The organism is Pseudomonas sp. B33.4 (assembly GCF_034555375.1).
GTDB lineage: Bacteria > Pseudomonadota > Gammaproteobacteria > Pseudomonadales > Pseudomonadaceae > Aquipseudomonas.
Genome location: NZ_CP140706.1, coordinates 457,057 through 475,379, shown reverse-complemented (window position 1 = coordinate 475,379; position 18,323 = coordinate 457,057). Strand labels below are relative to the sequence as shown.

The window sequence follows — 18,323 nt, the reverse complement described above, 5'->3', positions numbered from 1 at the left end:
CAGGGATCGTCGTTATGCATAATCCTTGTGCAGTGATCCCGGTTTATAACCACGAAACCGCGATCGGCACCGTGGTCGACGCCCTGCTCGCCCAAGGCCTGCCGTGCATTCTGGTGGACGACGCCAGCACGCCATCCTGCGCCAGGGTTCTCGACGCATTGGCCGAGCGCGACAACGTGCATCTGGTGCGTCTCACCGCCAATCAGGGTAAGGGCGGTGCAGTGATGACCGGTTTGCGCGAGTCCGCGCTGCTGGGTTTCAGCCATGCACTGCAGGTCGATGCCGACGGTCAGCACGACTTGCACGATGTCGCCCGTTTCGTCGAGGAATCCCGCGCCCATCCTGAAGCGATGATCTGCGGTTATCCGCTGTTCGATGAGAGTGTGCCGAAAGGCCGTTTGTACGCGCGCTATCTGACCCACGTGATGGTCTGGATCAACACGCTGTCGCTACAGATCCGCGATTCGATGTGCGGTTTCCGCGTCTATCCACTGGCGCCGACGCTGGCGGTGATCGACTCGGCGAAAGTCGGCAAACGCATGGATTTCGACTCGGACATTCTCGTGCGCCTGTCGTGGCGCAATCAGCCGATGCGCTGGCTGCAAACCAGCGTGCACTACCCGCTGGACGGCGTGTCACACTTCCGCCTGTTCCACGACAACGCGCTGATTTCGAGCATGCACACGCGGCTGTTCTTCGGCATGTTGCTGCGCTTTCCACTGATCCTTTGGCGACGGTGGCGAGCATGACTGACGAAGTCGACAAGAAGCACTGGGCCGACCGCGAAGAGCGCGGCAGTTTCCTGCTGATGAAATTCACCGCGTTCGCCGCCAAGGTGTTGGGCCGGCGCCTGCTCAGCCCGTTGCTGTACGGCATCGTGCTGTATTTTTTCCTGTTCGGTCGCACCGCACGGCGCAGTGCCTGGCAATACCAGCAGCGCTTGGCCGACTGGAATCAGCGCGAGGATTTGCGCCCGACGCATTGGCGGGTGTTCGGCCAGTTCATGGCCTTCGCCGACTCCATGCTCGACAAGCTCGATGTATGGAACGGCAAGATTCGCATCGAGCAGATCGAAATCATCGACCCGGCGCTGCTGCGCAATCAGTTGCGTGGCAGTCGCGGGCAACTGCTGGTCGGCGCGCACTTGGGCAATCTGGAAGTCTGCCGTGCACTGGCGGAGATCGGTGAAAAGGTCACCATGAACGTGCTGGTGCACACCAAACACGCCGAGCAATTCAATCGCCTGCTCGGTGAAGCCGGGGCGACCAATCTGCGCCTGATTCAGGTCAGCGAACTGGACCCGGTGATCATGCTGCAACTGCACGAACGCCTGGAGCGCGGCGAGTGGCTGGCGATTGCCGGCGATCGCGTGCCGCTGCACGGCGGGCGCAGTGTCACCGTGGACTTTCTCGGCCACCCGGCGCCATTCCCGCAAGGCCCGTGGTTGCTCGCCGGTTTGCTCAAATGCCCGGTCAATCTGTTGATATGCCTCAAGCAACCGGACGGCCACTATCGCCTGACCCTCGAACCCTTCGCCGACGCCGTGCTGTGGAAGCGCAGCGAGCGCGAGCAGGTCATTCATCAGTGGGCCACCCGCTATGCGCAGCGCCTGAGTCACTATTGCCTCGAAGCGCCGCAACAATGGTTCAACTTTTACCCTTTCTGGAAGACCGATGACGACGCCAACCCATGAGCCGGTAACCTTCGGCGAACGCCCTTTGCGCATCGAAGACGTGCTGGCCCTGGCCAACCGTCAGGCGCCCGTGCAGTTGCAGAGCGACGCCGACTATCGCGAGCGCATTGCCAAAGGCGCGCGGTTTCTCGATTCGCTGCTGGACAAGGAAGGCGTGATCTACGGCGTCACCACCGGTTACGGCGATTCCTGCGTGGTCGCGGTGCCGCTGCATCACGTCGAAGCGTTGCCGCGTCACCTCTACACCTTCCACGGTTGCGGCCTCGGCAAACTGCTCGACGCGCAAGCCACTCGCGCGGTGCTGGCAGCGCGTTTGCAGTCGTTGTGCCACGGCGTGTCCGGGGTGCGTGTGGAATTGCTCGAGCGTCTGCACGCATTTCTCGAATACGACATCCTGCCGCTGATTCCTGAAGAAGGTTCGGTCGGCGCCAGCGGCGATCTGACGCCGCTGTCTTACGTTGCCGCGACCTTGTCCGGCGAGCGTGAAGTGATGTTTCGTGGCGAACGCCGTCAGTCTGCCGATGTGCACCGCGAACTCGGCTGGACACCGCTGGTGCTGCGCCCGAAAGAAGCGCTGGCACTGATGAACGGCACCGCGGTGATGACCGGCCTCGCCTGCCTCGCTTTCGCTCGCGCTGATTACCTGCTGCAACTGGCCACACGCATCACCGCGCTCAACGTGGTGGCGCTGCAAGGTAACCCGGAGCACTTCGACGAACGCCTGTTCGCCGCCAAACCGCACCCGGGGCAAATGCAGGTTGCCGCGTGGCTGCGCAAGGATCTGGCGATTGATGCGCCGACCGCCCCGCTGCATCGCTTGCAGGATCGCTACTCGCTGCGCTGCGCCCCGCACGTGCTCGGCGTGCTGGCCGACAGCCTGAACTGGCTGCGTTCGTTCATCGAAACCGAGCTGAACAGCGCTAACGACAACCCGATCATCGACGCCGAAGCCGAGCGCGTTTTGCACGGCGGGCACTTCTACGGCGGGCATATTGCGTTCGCCATGGACAGCCTGAAAAACCTGGTGGCCAACGTTGCTGACCTGCTGGATCGGCAACTCGCCTTGTTGGTCGACGAGCGTTACAACCACGGTCTGCCGAGCAATCTCTCCGGCGCGCCGGCGGATCGCGCGATGATCAACCATGGCTTTAAAGCCGTGCAGATCGGCACCAGCGCCTGGACCGCCGAAGCGTTGAAAAACACCATGCCGGCCAGCGTGTTCTCGCGCTCCACCGAATGCCACAACCAGGACAAAGTCAGCATGGGCACCATCGCCGCCCGCGATGCGATCCGTGTGCTGGAGCTGACCGAACAGGTCGCCGCCGCGACCCTGCTCGCCGCCAACCAAGGCGTGTGGCTGCGCGCCCAGGCCGAAGACGCCCGACCGCTGCCGCCGTCGCTGGCAGCGATGCACGCAGAGTTGGCCAAGGATTTCCCGCCGGTCATCGAAGACCGCGCACTGGAAGGCGAATTGCGCCTGTGCCTGCAACGCATCGCCGCGCAACACTGGAGGCTGCATGCGTAGCGCCGGAGTGCTTCACGCCGACACCGAGATCCTCGTGCCGTTCTTCGACATCGACACCATGCACGTCGTCTGGCACGGCCATTACGTCAAATACCTCGAAGTCGCCCGTTGTGCGCTGCTGGACATGATCGGCCACAACTACACGCAGATGGCCGAGTCCGGCTTCGCCTGGCCGATCATCGACCTGCAACTGCGCTATGTGCGCGGCGCGGTGTTTGGTCAGCGCCTGAATGTACGCGCCAGTCTGGTCGAGTGGGAAAACCGGCTGAAGATCAATTACCTGATCTCCGACCTGCACAGCGGTGAACGCCTGACCCGCGCCAGCTCGGTGCAGGTCGCCGTTGAAGTCAGCAGCCGCGAGATGCAACTGGCTTCGCCGAAGGTCTTCACCGATGCCGTGGAAAGGATGCTGCGATGAATGTTTTGGTTAAAAGCCTGAGCGTATTGGCGCTGCTGACGATGTCAGCGCTGGCCAACGCCTTCGACCTGCAACAGCTCAGCGCACAACTGGCGAAACCGGACGTGATCCACGGTCAGTTCGTCCAGGAAAAACACCTGCGCGCCCTGCCGCAGCCGCTGCTCAGCAAGGGCAATTTCGTCCTGGCGAAAAACCACGGCCTGCTCTGGCTGCTGAAAACCCCGCTGCAGCAGGACTACCGCATCAGCGCCAAAGGCATCGCCCGGCGTGACGACAACGGCTGGCAACTGCTGCCAAACAAGAGCGCCGGCGCCGAGCAGAACCGCTTGTTCCTTGCCGTTTTACAAGGTGACAGCAGTGGCCTGCAACGGGATTTCGAACTGGCCCTGAGCGGCGATGCACAACAGTGGAAACTCACCCTGACCCCGCGCTCGCTGCTGCTCAAGCAAGTGTTCAACCAGATCAATATCGACGGTGGCGCGCTGGTGCAAACCATCGAACTGCTGGAAACCCAGGGCGACAGCACCGTGCTGCGCATGCAGAACAGCAGCACCGGGCAACCGTTGAGCGACGCGGAGCAACATGACTTTGCCGAGTGAACGCAGGCTGCCCTGGCTATTTCTGATCCTCCTGCTGGCCGTCGTCGCGCTGGCCGGCTGGCAGTGGCGCGACGGTGCGCCGCTGTCGGCGAATTTGATGGAGCTGGTACCCGGCACCCACCCTGACGCCCTCGAACTGCGCGCCGAACAACGCATGCAAGAGCCGCTCAATCGCGAAATGCTGGTGCTGGTCGGCCATGCCGATCGCCAGCAAGCGGTGACTATGGCGCAGACGCTGGGCGAGCAATGGCAGGCCAGCGGGTTGTTCGAGAAAGTGCAGTGGAACCTGCAAGCGGATCTACCGGCCCTGCGCACGCAACTGCTGCAAGGGCGGCTGGCGATGCTCTCGGCGGATGACCGGCAACTGCTGATCGAACACCCCGACGCGTTTATTCAGCAACGCGTACAAGCCCTGTTCGACCCTTTCAGCGGTTTCAGTCTGGTGCCGAGCCAGGATGACTGGCTGGGCCTGACCGGGCGCATCCAGAACAGCCAGCCGCAACACGGTTCGGTACAACTGGACATCGGCAGCGGCGCGCTGATTGCCGATGCCGACGGCAAGAGCTGGGTGCTGCTGCGGGCGCGCACCACCGGCAATGCGTTCGACATGAACTTGCCGCTGCAAGTTGCCGCACTGCTGCAACACAGCCGCGAGCAGGCCGCGAAATCCGACGTGCAACTACTGGCTGCCAGCGGTTTGCTGTACGCGGCCAACGGTCAGCAACAAGCCACTCGCGAAATGACCTGGGTCGGCGGCGGTGCCACCGTCGGCATTCTGCTGTTGCTGCTGTTGGCGTTTCGCCGCTGGCGCGTGTTGCTGGCGTTCGTGCCGGTGCTGGTTGGCATGTTGTTCGGTGCGGTGGCGTGTGTGGCGTTATTCGGTCACATGCATGTGATGACGCTGGTGCTCGGTTCCAGTCTGATCGGCGTGGCGGTGGATTATCCGCTGCACTATCTGTCGAAGAGCTGGAGCCTGAAGCCGTGGCGCAGTTGGCCGGCGTTGCGCCTGACCTTGTCGGGGCTGACGCTGAGTCTGATCACCAGCGCCATCGGTTATCTGGCGCTGGCGTGGACGCCGTTTCCGGCTCTGACGCAAATCGCGGTGTTCTCCGCCGCCGGGTTGCTCGGCGCGTATTTGTCGGCGGTGTGCCTATTGCCGGCGTTGCTGAAAAATGTCGAACTGCGCCCCGCACAATGGCCGCTGCATCTGGCCGAGCGCATGGTCAACCTGCGCGAGAAACTTCTTGAGCGCGTGCGCACACCGGTGTTGCTGGCGCTGCTGATCGCGTTCTGCGTGGGCGGTCTGGTGCAGCTGCAAAGCAAGAATGACATCCGCCAATGGGTCGGCGCACCGCAACATCTGACCGACGAAGCGCAGGCCATCGCGCGCATCACCGGCTATCAGCCGACCAGCCAGTTTTTCCTCGTTCGTGCTGAAAACCAGCAGCAATTGCTCGAGCGTCAGGCCGCGCTGAGCGAACGTCTGCAGCAACTGGTCAACCTCGACAAGCTACAAGGCTATCTGGCCCTCGATCAACTGGTCAGCCCGCCGAACCAGCAAGAGCAAGTGCGCCAGGCGCTGAACAAACTGCCGCAATACTGGCAGCCACTGCTCGACCTCGGCGTGCCGCTCGCCGCGTTGCAAAGTGAGCTGCAACAACTACAGACCGTGCCCGCCGAAGACATCGACGCGGCATTGGCCGGCCCGCTCGGCGAGCCGTATCGCACGCTCTGGCTCGGCCCCACCGAAGACGGCGTGGCGGCAATGACCAGTCTGCAAGGCCTGAACAACCCGGCGCTGCTGCGCGTACAAGCGCTGGATTTGCCGGGGGTGATGCTGGTCGATCGTCTCGGTGAATTGAACGAGGTTTTCGCCGCGACGCAGATCAGCGCCGCTGAACTGAAACTCGCTTCCTGCGCGTTGATCGTGCTGGTGCTGATGTTGCCGTTCGGTCTCGGCGGTGCGCTGCGCATCGTCGCCCTGCCGTTGCTCGCCGCGCTGTGCAGCCTCGCCAGTCTGGGCTGGCTCGGTCAACCGCTGACGCTGTTCAGCCTGTTCGGCCTGCTGTTGGTGACGGCGATCAGCGTCGATTACGCGATTCTCATGCGTGAACAGGTTGGCGGTGCGGCGGTGAGTCTGCTCGGCACCTTGCTCGCGGCTGTGACGACGTGGTTGTCGTTTGGGTTGCTGGCAGTGTCCAGCACACCGGCGGTGAGCAACTTCGGCCTGTCGGTGAGCCTCGGTCTGGCCTTCAGCTTCATGCTCGCACCGTGGGCCGGGCGCCACGAGCATGCCGCCACAGTCGCGGAGCCGGCAGCGTGATGGTCGTCGCCTTCTGGCTCATGGCGCTGGCGTTGTTTGCCGTGGCCACCCGCGTCGGCCGCCGCTTTGGCCTGATCCCGATTGTCAGCCAATTGCTGCTGGCAAGCTTCGGCCTGCCGCTGCTGATGTATTTCTGGATCGAACCGGGCTGGCAGCTCAGCGGTGCCGAACTGATCGCGCCAGACTGGCTGAAAAACCTCTATAGCCTGAGTTTTGCCCTGCTGCTCGGGCACATTCTCAGTGACGTGATCGATCTGAAACTCGATCGGCAGAGTGTGAAAATCGCCGTGCCGAGTTTTGTCGTGCCGTTCGCCTGTGGCCTTGCCGCCGCGTATTGGCTACTGCCGGCGCAACCGTGGCTCAACTCGCTGGCCGTGGGTCTGGTCTTCGCGATTACCGCGATCCCGGTGCTGTACCTGTATCTGCGCCACATCGATTATCCGCCGGCCGCCACTCGCCGCCTGGTGCAGACCGCGATCCTCATTGACCTGACCTGCTGGACGTTATTCGGCCTCGCCCAGGGCAGTCTGCATCTGAGCAGTCTGCTGCTGCCGCTGGTTCTCGCCTGTGTGCCGTTGCTATTAAATCTGTTGCGTGTGCGCCGCCCGCTGACCTACAGCCTCGGTTTCTTTGCGCTGCTGGTAATGGCCGAGCACTACAAACTCAACGCGCTGATTTTCGGCATCGGCTACCTGCTGTGCATGGCTGTATTGAAAGTGCCGCTGGTGCTGCCGCTGCCGGCGCGCTGGATGAGCCGTTTGCAGACGTGGCTGGCGATTCCGCTGATCCTCACGTTCGGCATCGTGCAGATCGACGTGCACAGCGCCCTCGCCAGCCTCGGCGCGCTGCAATGGGCGGCGCTGCTGCTGTTGCCGATTGCCAGTAAACTGCTCGGCAACTGGCTCGGCCTCGGCTGGGCCGGCGCCTCGTTCGAAGGCGCCAGCCGCTGGCGTGAAAGCGTGCTGCTGAACATTCGTGGCCTCAGCGAAATCGTCTTTCTCAATCTGCTCTTGCAACAACAACTCATCACCCCGGCACTGTACTTCGCGCTGATGTTGATGGGCCTGATCGCGACGCTGTTACCGGCCCTGATCGGCCTGCATCGCGCACCTTTGAATCTGCAACATTCTTTGCCCCGGAGCTCGCGTGCCAATCGTTGAAATGGAATCCCGTCAGGTCGTGATCATCGGCGCCGGCCCGTCCGGCGCCATCGCCGCCGCGCTGCTCAAGCGCAAGGGCCACGATGTGCTGGTGATCGAGCGTCAGCATTTTCCGCGCTTTTCCATCGGTGAAAGCCTGCTCAGCCATTGCCTGGATTTCGTCGAAGAGGCTGGCATGCTCGACGCCGTCAACGCCGCCGGCTTCCAGCGCAAGACCGGCGCTGCATTCGCCTGGGGCGAGCGTTACAGCGCCTTCGATTTCAGCGACACCTTCACCGATGGCAAGCCGACCACGTTCCAGGTGCAACGCGCCGACTTCGACAAACTGCTGGCCGATCAAGCGGCATTGCAAGGCGTTGAAATCCGCTACGGCGATGCCATCGTCAGCGTCGATTTCGACCGAACAAAACCGCGCCTCGACGTGCGCCGCGAAGACGGTAGCGAATACCGCATTGAAGCGGATTTCGTGTTGGATGCCAGCGGCTACGGCCGCGTGCTGTCGCGACTGCTGGACCTGGAAGCACCGTCGAATTTCCCGGTGCGTCAGGCGGTGTTCACCCACGTCGAAGATCACATTGACAACCCGGCGTTCGACCGCGAAAAGATCCTTGTCACCACCCATCCGGAACATCGCGATATCTGGTTCTGGACGATCCCGTTCAGCAACGGCCGCTGCTCGGTGGGTGTGGTCGCAGCGCAAGAACATTTCAACGGCCGCGACAGCGATCTGGATGCCTGCCTGCGCGGTTTCATCGCCGAAACCCCGAGCCTTGCCGGCGTACTCGACAATGCTGTGTGGGACACCCCGGCGCGCACGCTCGGCGGTTACGCCGCCAATGTGAAAACCCTGCACGGCCCAGGCTTTGCCTTGCTCGGCAACGCGGCAGAATTTCTTGACCCGGTGTTCTCCTCCGGCGTGACCATCGCCATGCGTTCGGCGAGCATGGCCGCCGCCGTGCTGCACCGTCAGTTGCAGGGCGAAACCGTCAACTGGCAAAGCGAATTCGCCGACCCACTCAAGCGCGGCGTCGACACCTTCCGCTGCTACGTCGAGGGCTGGTACGCCGGGACCTTTCAGGACGTGATTTTCTATGAAGACAGCCAGGCCGACATCCGCCGGATGATCTGCTCGATCCTCGCCGGTTACGCCTGGGACGAACGCAACCCGTTCGTCAGCGAAGCGCGCCGCCGTTTGAAGATGATTTCCGAACTCTGTGCAAAGGACGCCACATGAACTACTTGAGCGACAGCTACGTCGAGGAAACCCGTTTCGGTTTCTGGTTCCTGCGCAGCCACACCTGGCAGCACCATGTCTTGCGCGTGGCGATCAATGACCTGCACGGACTGTTCAGTGACGCTCTGCCGGAAAGTCCGGTGCTGCTGGACGCCGGTTGCGGACAGGGCAAGTCATTCGGCCATCTGCGCCAGACCTTTGCGCCACAGCGTTTGATCGGCGTTGATGCCGATCCGCACAGCCTTGAATTGAGCGGCGCAGAAGCGGCGCGTCTGGGCCTCGACGTGGAACTGATCGGCAGTGATTGCGCGACGCTCAATGTGGCGGACGCCAGCGTTGATCTGTTGTTCTGTCACCAGACTTTTCATCATCTGGTCGAGCAGGAAAAGGCGCTGGCCGAGTTTTATCGCGTACTCAAGCCCGGCGGTTATCTGCTGTTCGCCGAGTCCACCGAGGCTTACATTGATACGTGGGTGATTCGCTGGCTGTTCCGCCATCCAATGCATGTGCAGAAGAGTGCGGCGCAGTATCTGCAGATGATTCGTGGCCAGGGTTTCGAGTTTGGCGAACGCAATGTGTCCTACCCGTATCTGTGGTGGAGCCGGTCGAAGGATTTTGGTTTGCTGGAGCGGTTTGGCTTACTCAAACCCAAGCCGTTCGGGCAGCGCGAAGAGACGTTGGTGAATGTCGTTGCGCGCAAGCCTCTGGCAGAGGTTTCCTGATGTACACAAATCCTTGTAGGAGTGAGCCTGCTCGCGATAGCGGTGGGTCAGCCAACCTGTATTTTGAATGTCCGACCGCTATCGCGAGCAGGCTCACTCCTACAGTGTCCGCGGTGTGGCGACTTTTCGTGGTCGGCGTGATGCTTCTGTTGAGTGCCTGCGCCAGCCAGGCGCCGCTCCCGGCGGGCAACCCGACTTTGCCATTGCCGCTGCAACTGCACATCGAACGCCAGCAAGCCGAACAACGTCAGGACTGGCTGCTGGTGATCCAGCGCGAAGGCCCGGGCATCCGCTGGTCGATGATGGATCCGCTGGGCATCCCTCAGGCGCGCCAGCAATTGATCGACGGGCACTGGCAAGCCGATGGTCTGCTGCCGCCGAACCCGGAAGCACGGGAATTGTTTGCTGCGCTGTTGTTCGCCCTGACCCCGTCCGGTGAGCTGCTGCGCAATTACCCCGCCGCGCAACAACAGGGTCAGCAACGCACTCTGCCGGCGCGGTGGGACATTCGTTATGCACAACCGTTGAGCTTCGAATTGAACCTGCCTCAAGGCCCGCACTACCGCGTTTCTCCGCTGGGTGAACCGACGCCATGACCGCTTACCTGAATGCCCTCGGCGTGATCTGTGCGCTGGGCCGCGACAAGTCCGAAGTCGCACGCAACCTGTTTGCCGGCGACTGCTCGGGCATGCGCCGCGAATCCGGCTGGGTGCCGGAGCGTGAGTTGCCCGTCGCCGCCGTCCAAGGCGAACTGGCGCCGATCCCGCCCGAACTCGCCGATCAGCGCAGCCGCAATAACCAGCTGTTGCTGGAGGCGGCGTTGCAGATTCGCGATGACATCGATCAAGCCATCCGGACCTTTGGCCGCGAGCGCATCGGCGTGGTGCTTGGCACCAGCACTTCGGGCATCGACGAGGCCAGCCGTGGTCTGGCGCACTACATCCGCGAGCAACAGTTTCCGGCGGAGTACGATTACCGCCAGCAGGAACTCGGCGCCCCGGCCAATTTCCTCGCCGACTGGCTGCAACTGAGCGGCCCGGCGTATGTGATCTCCACGGCGTGCACCTCCAGCGCTCGGGCGCTGATGAGCGCTCAGCGTTTGCTCGATCTGGGCCTGTGCGACGCGGTGCTGTGCGGTGGCGTCGACAGCCTGTGCAAACTGACCCTCAACGGTTTCTCGTCACTGGAAGCAATGTCCGACGAACGCTGCAATCCGTTCTCGGCCAACCGCAGCGGTATCAACATCGGCGAAGCGGCGGTGCTGTTCATGATGAGCAAACAACAGGGCGAAGGCCCGGCCATTGCCCTGCTCGGCGCCGGCGCCAGTTCCGACGCGCATCACATTTCCGCCCCTGAGCCGACGGGGCGCGGCGCCCTGCAAGCGATGCAGAAAGCCTTGAACCGCGCGCACCTGCAAGCGACACAGATCAACTACCTGAACCTGCACGGCACCGCCACCCAGCACAACGACGCCATGGAAAGTCTGGCGGTCGCCGAACTGTTCCCCGCAAGCGTGGCCTGCTCGTCGACCAAACCGTTGACTGGCCACACCCTCGGCGCAGCCGGTGCACTGGAAGCCGCGTTCTGCTGGTTGAGCCTGAGCGCCGACAACCCCGACCACGCCTTGCCGCCACACGTCTGGGACGGTCAGGCCGATCCCGCGCTGCCGCCACTCAAATGGGTGACCGCAAGCGAGCGCCTGACGTCCATTGCACCCCGCTACCTGATGAGCAACTCGTTTGCCTTCGGCGGCAACAACGTCAGCCTGATTATCGGAGACGCCCCATGACTGACTGGCCGCTCGCCGAACTGCTGCCCCATGCCGGCGACATGATTCTGATCGACAGCATCCTCAGCTTTGACGAGGAGCAGATTTTCACCCGCCTTACGGTCAAGCCAGATGGCCTGTTCAATCTGCCCGACGGCAGCCTGCCGGCGTGGGTCGGCATTGAGCTGATGGCGCAAAGTGTTGCCGCGTTTGCCGGTTGCCACGCGCGGCAGAAAGGTAATCCGGTTGAGCTGGGCTTTCTGCTCGGCACACGCAAGTTCGAGTGCAACGTCGAAGCGTTTGCCGCCGGTAGCGATCTGACCATTCATGGTCTGCGCTCGCTGGAAGACGACAACGGCATGGGCGTGTTCGAATGTCATATCCACGGAGCCGGCATCCATGCCAGCGCACGGCTGAACGTGTTCCGCCCGCCCGAAGCCACTCAATATCTGCAACAGACACAGGAGTCGAACGATGACTGAATCCGTACTGGTCACCGGCTCCAGCCGAGGCATCGGCCGCGCCATTGCCTTGCGCCTCGCGCAGGCCGGGCATGACATCGTCCTGCATTGCCGCAGCGGCGTGACCGAAGCGCAAGGCGTTCAGGCGGAAATCGAAGTCTTGGGGCGCAAGGCACGCGTTCTGCAATTCGATGTTGCCGACCGGGAAACCTGCAAAACCATTCTTGAAGCAGACGTTGAAAGCCACGGCGCCTATTACGGCGTAGTGCTGAACGCCGGGCTGACCCGCGACGGTGCCTTTCCGGCGCTGAGCGACGACGATTGGGACGTGGTGTTACGCACCAACCTCGACGGCTTCTACAACGTTCTGCACCCGGTGATGATGCCGATGATCCGCCGCCGTGCCGCGGGTCGCATTGTCTGTATCACCTCGGTGTCGGGGCTGATCGGCAACCGAGGCCAAGTCAACTACAGCGCCTCCAAGGCCGGCGTGATCGGCGCTGCAAAGGCGTTGGCGATCGAGCTGGGCAAGCGCAAAATCACGGTTAACTGTGTTGCCCCGGGCCTGATCGACACGGCGATGCTCGATGAAAACGTGCCGGTGGAAGAACTGATGAAAATGATCCCCGCACAACGCATGGGCACCCCGGAAGAGGTCGCCAGTGCGGTGAATTTCCTGATGTCGGCGGAAGCCTCGTACATCACCCGCCAGGTCCTGGCGGTCAACGGAGGCCTGTGCTGATGAAGCGCGTCGTCGTCACCGGCATGGCCGGCATCACTTCGCTGGGCAGCGACTGGGAAACCATCGCCAGCAACTTTGCGGCCAATCGCAGCGGCATCCGCCGGATGGACGAGTGGGATCGTTTCAGCGAACTCAATACGCGCCTGGCCGGGCCGATCGATGACTTTGCAGTGCCCGCGCACTGGACCCGCAAGCAATTGCGCAGCATGGGTCGGGTGTCGCGTCTCGCGGTGGGCGCGGCAGAACAGGCACTCACCGACGCTGGACTGCTCGGTGATCCTTCGATCAAGGACGGGCGCATGGGTGTGGCCTGCGGCTCGTCCACCGGCAGCACCGACGAGATCAAAGCGTTCGGCAACATGCTGCTCAACTCGGTGGCCGAAGGCCTCAACGCCAACTCCTACGTGCGGATGATGCCGCACACCACCGCCGCCAACATCAGCATCTTCTTTGGCCTGACCGGGCGACTGATCCCGACGTCCAGCGCCTGCACCAGCGGCAGCCAGGGCATCGGTTACGCCTACGAGGCGATCAAGTTCGGGCGCCTGCCCCTGATGCTCGCCGGCGGCGCCGAAGAACTGTGCCCGACCGAAGCCATGGTCTTCGACGCGCTCTACGCCACCAGCCTGAAAAACGAGGCGCCACAGACCAGTCCACGCCCGTACGACAAGGGCCGCGATGGCCTGGTGATCGGTGAAGGTGGCGGCATGTTGGTGCTTGAGGAGCTGGAACACGCCCTCGCTCGCGGCGCACACATCCACGCCGAGATCGTCGGTTTCGGCAGCAACGCCGACGGCCAGCACACCACACGCCCGGAACAAGTGACCATGCGCCGTGCCATGGAACTGGCGCTGGAAGACGCCGGCCTGACGCCGGAGGCCATCGGTTATGTAAATGGCCACGGCACCGCTACAGAACAGGGCGACATTGCCGAAACACTGGCAACCAGCAGTTTGTTTGGCGAACGCATGCCGATCAGCTCGCAGAAGAGTTTCCTCGGCCATACCCTCGGCGCCTGCGGCGCGCTGGAGTCGTGGTTCAGCATCGAGATGATGAACCGCGACCTGTACGTGCACACGTTCAACCTCGACGAGGTCGATCCGCACTGCGGCAAACTCGATTACCTGCGCGGTGAATTCCGCCAGATGCATCACGACTACGTGATGAACAACAATTTCGCTTTTGGTGGCGTCAACACCTCGTTGATTTTCCGCCGCTGGCACTGACCGCTACACGTTTGGAGTGAAGGGAATGACTCAGTTTCACCGCATCGCCGCTCTGTTGGCACTGGCTTTTGTGCTCGGCGGTTGCACCAGTAAACCGGTTTACAACGCCAAGGAAGAGTTCTCGCCCAACCTCGGTTTCACCCAGCAACAGATGAGCCGCGCCATCGTCACTGCACTGAACGATCGCCAGTGGGTCGTGCAATCGGTGCGTCCGGGCATGATCAAAGCGGCGATCACCGTGCGCGGTCGCCATCACGCCGAAGTCGATATTCCGTTCACCCCGACCTCGTTCGAAATCGACTACCGCAGCAGCTACGGCCTCGACGCCAAGGACGGCAAGATCCACGGCAACTACAACCGCTGGGTCAACCGCCTGCGCGACAACGTACTCAAAGAACTGTCGATCAACCCGGACATCGAAGCCGTCAACAACCTCGGCATCATCAAACAGGGCGCTGACGAGCCGACTTACCTGAGCTTCCGTGAAGGCGTCAAACGCGCCACCGACGCCGGCCTGCTCGACGGCAGCGTGAAGTTCTATCTGGCCGGCGAAACCCTGCCCAAGCAAGTGCGAAAACTCGACACCGTGAGCAGCAGCCGCAAAACCAACGGCTCGAACAAGTCCGACGAAGACGCCTGCTTCTGGGCCCTGCAATCGGCCTTGGCCACCCTGCAGAACGCTGCGAAGAAAGCTGACGCCAATGCGGTGATCAACATCGCCAGCGTCGACCAGCGCGACCTGTACAAAGACACCGAAAAATTCCAGTGCCGTGCCGGGCTGGTGGTGTCGAGCGTGGCGCTGCGCGGGGATTTGGCGCACGTGGATTGATGGGATTGTAGAAACGACAAAGGGCGCCATTCGGCGCCCTTTCACAAACAGGTTGGCTTGTCATCGCCGACTACCTGTCTGGCTCTGCGATGGCTGGTCACCCAGGATCCTCAGAGTCTCACAAGCCCCTTGCGGGAACATTTTGGGGCGTTGCCCAACATCCTGAGGCGGGCACGGGCAATCGTCCCGTGCACTTTGGCGATGAATCGAAGATCTCCCCCTGCTTCATCCAGGCAAATCTCAAGATAGGTCACCAAGTCCTCTTCAGTTTTCAAATAATCGATAGAGTCCCAGTTCGTGAATTTTTCGATCATGTTTTTTCTTGATGATTTCTGGCGTTAAGAAAATTAGCGTCCTTAGGTTATTCACACAAGGCACTCACTTCTGAAGTTTTCGTAGGGAATGCACTGACCTTGTGTAGTCCAGATCGCAATCACCTTAAATCCGCGATAACGCGAGGATAAATTTTCTCGCCACAAGGGCACCATTCGGCGCCCTGCTCGTTTCAGCATCTACACTCGTCCTGACAGGCCGTCGCACCGCGCCTGATGGAACGGCGAGCCTATCAGCCCTGCACTCGCGGTTCTCTTTCACCGTCAAGGAGATGACCATGCAAGTGAAAGCCCTGATCGCCGCTGCGCTTTTCGCGCTACTGCCCAGCGCCAGCCACGCCACCAACCTGATGTACATGCCCTTCGAAACCGTGCTGTCGGACGCGATTCGCGCCGGGCGGCTGGATGGCAGTGTGAAGTTCTATCTGCTCGGCAATGGGCCGCAGGGCACGCAGCAGTTACTGCGCCGAGGGGTGGTCAGTGATTTGAAGACCAATGGCTTCAACAAGAGTGACCACAACTCCTGCGAGTGGGTGTTGCAGTCGAATCTGATCAAGTTGCAGGCCGATGCCAAGCGGGTCGGGGCGAATGCGGTGGTCAATATCGTCAGTTACTACGACCAGCATGTGCGCAAGGATTTGAATACCTATGAGTGCCGGGCGGGGATCTTTGTCACGCGGGTGGCGTTGAAGGGGGATTTGGTGCGGTTGCCCTGAAAGATTGGGCGTTCGGGCTTAAGTCTTCGCGAGCAGGCTCGCTCCCACCTTGGAATGCGTTCCCCTGTGGGAGCGAGCCTGCTCGCGATTTGATTGCGCAGCAATCACGCCTTTGAAGGTTCGACCTTGCGCGTGAGCAGTTCGACAAACGCCTTGGCCATCGGCGACTTCTGATCCTTGCGCTGCACCAGCCACACCGCCGACACCGCTTCCGGATCGAGCAACGGGCGATAGACCACGCCGTCGATGCGCATCCGCTGATAGGACGCCGGCAGCACCGAAACCCCCAGCCCCGCTGCGACCAGACCGATGATGGTCATCGCCTCCCCCGCCTCTTGGGCGAAGTGCGGGCTGAACCCGGCATCGCGCGCCAGACTCAGCAATTGCGCGTAAAGTCCGCTGCCGTAACTGCGCGGAAAGAACACGAACGGCTCCAGTGCCAGCGCCGAGAGAAACAAGCCCTCCTCCGATCCCTGGGCCAGCGGATGCTTGGAACCGAGCACCGCGACCAACGGCTCGCGCATCAACTCGACCACGCTGAGCGAATCGGGCAAACCCAGCGGGCGCATGATGCCAACCTCGATCGACTCATCCACCAGGCCCTCGGCGACTTGCGTGCTGCTCATCTCACGAAGGTTGAGGTGCACCGCCGGAAAACGCTGGCGAAAGGCAAAGATCGCCTGCGGAATGGTCGAGTTGAACGGTGCCGACGAAGTGAAGCCAATCTTCAATTCGCCCAGCTCACCGAGTTGCGCACGCCGGGCGACGTCCGCCGCTTTATCGACCTGCGCCAGCACCAAGCGCGCTTCTTCGAGGAACAATCGACCAGCCTCGCTCAACTCGACCCGACGATTGGTACGTTCGAAAAGACGCGCACCGACTTCCTGTTCCAGCGCCTGAATCTGCTGGCTCAGCGGCGGCTGCGAGATGCCCAGAACTTGTGCGGCGCGGCCGAAATGCAGTTCTTCAGCGACGGCGATGAAGTAGCGCAGATGACGCAATTCCATGAAAACTCCATTAGGTCGTTAAAGCTATCAAACAGGTCGAACAATATATTGGATAGAAACATTAGCCAGCTATATGATTTTTTCATTGCCTGCCCGGCCGTGCCCTCCGAGGTCTGAAGTGAAAACTGCTGTTGCGCCCCTTGCCCATGAAGTTCCGCCTGCTGCAGCCGGCGATGTCGTCGCCGAACTGCAAGAGATCTACATCGAAAAAGGCACGCCGATGTTCATGCGCACGGTGCTGGCGCTGTTCAGCGGCGGCTTCGCGACCTTTGCGCTGTTGTATTGCGTGCAACCGATGATGCCGCTGCTATCCCACGAGTACGGGATCAACGCGGCGCAGAGCAGCCTGATCCTCTCGGTGGCCACCGGCATGCTCGCCATCGGCCTGCTGATTACCGGGCCGATTTCTGATCGGGTCGGGCGCAAACCGGTGATGGTGACTGCGCTGTTCGCGGCGGCGCTGTGCACGATGGCCAGTGCAATGATGCCTAGTTGGGAAGGCGTGCTGATCATGCGCGCACTGATCGGGCTGTCGCTGAGCGGTCTGGCGGCGGTGGCGATGACTTATCTGAGCGAAGAGATTCATCCGCAGCACATCGGTTTGGCGATGGGTCTGTACATCGGCGGCAACGCGATTGGCGGGATGAGCGGGCGCTTGATCACCGGTGTGTTGATCGACTTCGTCAGCTGGCACACGGCGATGCTGGTGATCGGCGGTCTGGCGATGATCGCGGCGGCGGTGTTCTGGAAAATTCTCCCGGAGTCGCGCAATTTCCGCTCGCGCTCGCTGCACCCGCGCAGTTTGCTCGACGGTTTCACCATGCACTTTCGCGACGCTGGTTTGCCGCTGCTGTTTCTCGAAGCGTTTGTGTTGATGGGCGCATTTGTCACCCTGTTCAACTATATCGGCTATCGCTTGCTGGCGGCGCCGTACAACCTTGATCAAGTCTTTGTGGGTTTGCTCTCGGTGGTGTACCTATCGGGCATCTACAGCTCGGCGAAAATCGGTTCGCTGGCCGACAAACTGGGCCGGCGCAAGGTGTTGTGGGCCACGATTGCATTGATGTTCGCCGGCCTTGCGCTGACGATGTTTACGCCGCTGCTGCTGGTGATTGTCGGCATGCTGATTTTCACCTTTGGCTTCTTTGGCGCGCACTCGGTGGCGAGTAGCTGGATCGGTCGTCGCGCGACCAAGGCCAAGGGACAGGCGTCGTCGTTGTACCTGTTCAGTTATTACGCCGGGTCGAGCATTGCCGGCACGGCGGGCGGGGTGTTCTGGCATTTGGGCGGGTGGAATGGCATCGGCTTGTTTATTGGCGCGCTGTTGCTGATCGCGCTACTGGTGGCGTTGAAGCTGGCGAAGTTGCCGCCATTGCAGGGTGTAAAGGCCTGACGCGTAACCCATGTAGGAGTGAGCCTGCTCGCGATAGCGGTGTGTCAGCCAACATATTGGGCGACTGACTCACCTCTATCGCGAGCAGGCTCACTCCTACAATTGGTCCGCGGCCGACGTAGGATCGTGCAAATAAAAACGCCCGGCATTTAGCCGGGCGTTTTTTATGGTGTGG

The 18,323-nt window shown here is 61.7% G+C and carries 19 protein-coding genes; 17 read left to right on the top strand and 2 right to left on the bottom strand.

The genetic code is table 11. The features are described from left to right. Positions 1–14: 14 nt before the first annotated feature. From U6037_RS02115 to U6037_RS02045, 15 genes are all read left to right on the top strand, one after another. Positions 15–749, top strand: a complete 735-nt coding sequence (locus U6037_RS02115) for a glycosyltransferase family 2 protein (RefSeq protein ID WP_322845640.1) — start codon at positions 15–17, stop codon at positions 747–749. Next, positions 746–1,693, top strand: a complete 948-nt coding sequence (locus tag U6037_RS02110) for a glycosyl transferase (RefSeq protein WP_322845639.1) — start codon at positions 746–748, stop codon at positions 1,691–1,693. The genes U6037_RS02115 and U6037_RS02110 overlap by 4 nt, the downstream gene beginning before the upstream one ends. Next, positions 1,674–3,218 (top strand): HAL/PAL/TAL family ammonia-lyase, encoded by a 1,545-nt coding sequence (locus U6037_RS02105; RefSeq protein ID WP_180698671.1) that lies wholly within the window; start codon positions 1,674–1,676, stop codon positions 3,216–3,218. Before U6037_RS02110 ends, U6037_RS02105 begins: the two co-directional genes overlap by 20 nt. Further along, the gene (locus tag U6037_RS02100) at positions 3,211–3,636 is read left to right on the top strand and encodes an acyl-CoA thioesterase (RefSeq protein ID WP_322845638.1); all 426 of its coding nucleotides are present in this window, start codon (positions 3,211–3,213) and stop codon (positions 3,634–3,636) included. Before U6037_RS02105 ends, U6037_RS02100 begins: the two co-directional genes overlap by 8 nt. Beyond that, positions 3,633–4,235, top strand: a complete 603-nt coding sequence (locus tag U6037_RS02095) for an outer membrane lipoprotein carrier protein LolA (protein ID WP_322845637.1) — start codon at positions 3,633–3,635, stop codon at positions 4,233–4,235. The genes U6037_RS02100 and U6037_RS02095 overlap by 4 nt, the downstream gene beginning before the upstream one ends. Further along, complete coding sequence (locus U6037_RS02090) at positions 4,219–6,558, top strand: MMPL family transporter (RefSeq protein ID WP_322845636.1); 2,340 nt, start codon at positions 4,219–4,221, stop codon at positions 6,556–6,558. Before U6037_RS02095 ends, U6037_RS02090 begins: the two co-directional genes overlap by 17 nt. After that, entirely contained in the window at positions 6,555–7,718 is a 1,164-nt protein-coding gene (locus tag U6037_RS02085) for a sodium:proton antiporter (protein ID WP_322845635.1), read from the top strand. Before U6037_RS02090 ends, U6037_RS02085 begins: the two co-directional genes overlap by 4 nt. After that, positions 7,705–8,952, top strand: coding sequence for an NAD(P)/FAD-dependent oxidoreductase (locus tag U6037_RS02080; RefSeq protein WP_322845634.1), 1,248 nt, complete (start codon positions 7,705–7,707; stop codon positions 8,950–8,952). Before U6037_RS02085 ends, U6037_RS02080 begins: the two co-directional genes overlap by 14 nt. Beyond that, positions 8,949–9,674 carry a class I SAM-dependent methyltransferase gene (locus U6037_RS02075; protein WP_322845633.1) on the top strand — a complete coding sequence of 242 codons (726 nt, stop codon included), beginning with the start codon at positions 8,949–8,951 and terminating at the stop codon, positions 9,672–9,674. Before U6037_RS02080 ends, U6037_RS02075 begins: the two co-directional genes overlap by 4 nt. 140 nt (positions 9,675–9,814) lie before the next feature. Next, positions 9,815–10,270 (top strand): hypothetical protein, encoded by a 456-nt coding sequence (locus U6037_RS02070; protein ID WP_416221697.1) that lies wholly within the window; start codon positions 9,815–9,817, stop codon positions 10,268–10,270. Further along, positions 10,267–11,463 (top strand): beta-ketoacyl-[acyl-carrier-protein] synthase family protein, encoded by a 1,197-nt coding sequence (locus U6037_RS02065; protein WP_322845631.1) that lies wholly within the window; start codon positions 10,267–10,269, stop codon positions 11,461–11,463. Before U6037_RS02070 ends, U6037_RS02065 begins: the two co-directional genes overlap by 4 nt. After that, positions 11,460–11,924 (top strand): hotdog family protein, encoded by a 465-nt coding sequence (locus tag U6037_RS02060; protein WP_322845630.1) that lies wholly within the window; start codon positions 11,460–11,462, stop codon positions 11,922–11,924. The genes U6037_RS02065 and U6037_RS02060 overlap by 4 nt, the downstream gene beginning before the upstream one ends. Further along, positions 11,917–12,645: a 3-oxoacyl-ACP reductase FabG gene (gene fabG, locus U6037_RS02055; RefSeq protein ID WP_322845629.1), complete on the top strand. Its 729-nt coding sequence runs from the start codon at positions 11,917–11,919 to the stop codon at positions 12,643–12,645. The genes U6037_RS02060 and fabG overlap by 8 nt, the downstream gene beginning before the upstream one ends. Next, complete coding sequence (locus U6037_RS02050) at positions 12,645–13,871, top strand: beta-ketoacyl-ACP synthase (protein WP_322845628.1); 1,227 nt, start codon at positions 12,645–12,647, stop codon at positions 13,869–13,871. The genes fabG and U6037_RS02050 overlap by 1 nt, the downstream gene beginning before the upstream one ends. Before the next feature lie 25 nt (positions 13,872–13,896). Then, the gene (locus U6037_RS02045; protein ID WP_038360091.1) at positions 13,897–14,700 is read left to right on the top strand and encodes a hypothetical protein; all 804 of its coding nucleotides are present in this window, start codon (positions 13,897–13,899) and stop codon (positions 14,698–14,700) included. 110 nt (positions 14,701–14,810) lie between these two features. Here U6037_RS02045 and U6037_RS02040 read toward each other — a convergent pair whose 3' ends face one another. Then, positions 14,811–15,014, bottom strand: coding sequence for a DNA-binding protein (locus tag U6037_RS02040; protein WP_093430087.1), 204 nt, complete (start codon positions 15,012–15,014; stop codon positions 14,811–14,813). Between the two features lie 296 nt (positions 15,015–15,310). On the opposite strand from U6037_RS02040, the gene U6037_RS02035 reads away from it, so the two are divergent. After that, a complete protein-coding gene (locus U6037_RS02035) occupies positions 15,311–15,748 on the top strand; it encodes an excinuclease (RefSeq protein ID WP_095120715.1) in 438 nt (145 codons plus the stop codon). A 104-nt stretch (positions 15,749–15,852) separates the two neighbouring features. Here the strand turns inward: U6037_RS02035 and U6037_RS02030 are convergent, their stop codons facing one another. Next, positions 15,853–16,755: a LysR family transcriptional regulator gene (locus tag U6037_RS02030; protein ID WP_322845627.1), complete on the bottom strand. Its 903-nt coding sequence runs from the start codon at positions 16,753–16,755 to the stop codon at positions 15,853–15,855. Positions 16,756–16,873: 118 nt separating this feature from the next. On the opposite strand from U6037_RS02030, the gene U6037_RS02025 reads away from it, so the two are divergent. Continuing rightward, positions 16,874–18,148 carry an MFS transporter gene (locus U6037_RS02025; RefSeq protein ID WP_322845626.1) on the top strand — a complete coding sequence of 425 codons (1,275 nt, stop codon included), beginning with the start codon at positions 16,874–16,876 and terminating at the stop codon, positions 18,146–18,148. The last annotated feature ends 175 nt before the right edge of the window (positions 18,149–18,323 follow it).

Bases quoted from the DNA above. Each gene is read 5' to 3' on its own strand.
- U6037_RS02030 (WP_322845627.1), bottom strand. From the start codon at position 16,755: ATGGAATTGCGTCATCTGCGCTACTTCATCGCCGTCGCTGAAGAACTG.
- U6037_RS02045 (WP_038360091.1), top strand. From the start codon at position 13,897: ATGACTCAGTTTCACCGCATCGCCGCTCTGTTGGCACTGGCTTTTGTG.
- U6037_RS02040 (WP_093430087.1), bottom strand. From the start codon at position 15,014: ATGATCGAAAAATTCACGAACTGGGACTCTATCGATTATTTGAAAACT.
- U6037_RS02075 (WP_322845633.1), top strand. From the start codon at position 8,949: ATGAACTACTTGAGCGACAGCTACGTCGAGGAAACCCGTTTCGGTTTC.
- U6037_RS02035 (WP_095120715.1), top strand. From the start codon at position 15,311: ATGCAAGTGAAAGCCCTGATCGCCGCTGCGCTTTTCGCGCTACTGCCC.
- U6037_RS02110 (WP_322845639.1), top strand. From the start codon at position 746: ATGACTGACGAAGTCGACAAGAAGCACTGGGCCGACCGCGAAGAGCGC.
- U6037_RS02105 (WP_180698671.1), top strand. From the start codon at position 1,674: ATGACGACGCCAACCCATGAGCCGGTAACCTTCGGCGAACGCCCTTTG.
- fabG (WP_322845629.1), top strand. From the start codon at position 11,917: ATGACTGAATCCGTACTGGTCACCGGCTCCAGCCGAGGCATCGGCCGC.
- U6037_RS02090 (WP_322845636.1), top strand. From the start codon at position 4,219: ATGACTTTGCCGAGTGAACGCAGGCTGCCCTGGCTATTTCTGATCCTC.
- U6037_RS02050 (WP_322845628.1), top strand. From the start codon at position 12,645: ATGAAGCGCGTCGTCGTCACCGGCATGGCCGGCATCACTTCGCTGGGC.
- U6037_RS02115 (WP_322845640.1), top strand. From the start codon at position 15: ATGCATAATCCTTGTGCAGTGATCCCGGTTTATAACCACGAAACCGCG.
- U6037_RS02095 (WP_322845637.1), top strand. From the start codon at position 3,633: ATGAATGTTTTGGTTAAAAGCCTGAGCGTATTGGCGCTGCTGACGATG.
- U6037_RS02060 (WP_322845630.1), top strand. From the start codon at position 11,460: ATGACTGACTGGCCGCTCGCCGAACTGCTGCCCCATGCCGGCGACATG.
- U6037_RS02070 (WP_416221697.1), top strand. From the start codon at position 9,815: ATGCTTCTGTTGAGTGCCTGCGCCAGCCAGGCGCCGCTCCCGGCGGGC.
- U6037_RS02100 (WP_322845638.1), top strand. From the start codon at position 3,211: ATGCGTAGCGCCGGAGTGCTTCACGCCGACACCGAGATCCTCGTGCCG.
- U6037_RS02065 (WP_322845631.1), top strand. From the start codon at position 10,267: ATGACCGCTTACCTGAATGCCCTCGGCGTGATCTGTGCGCTGGGCCGC.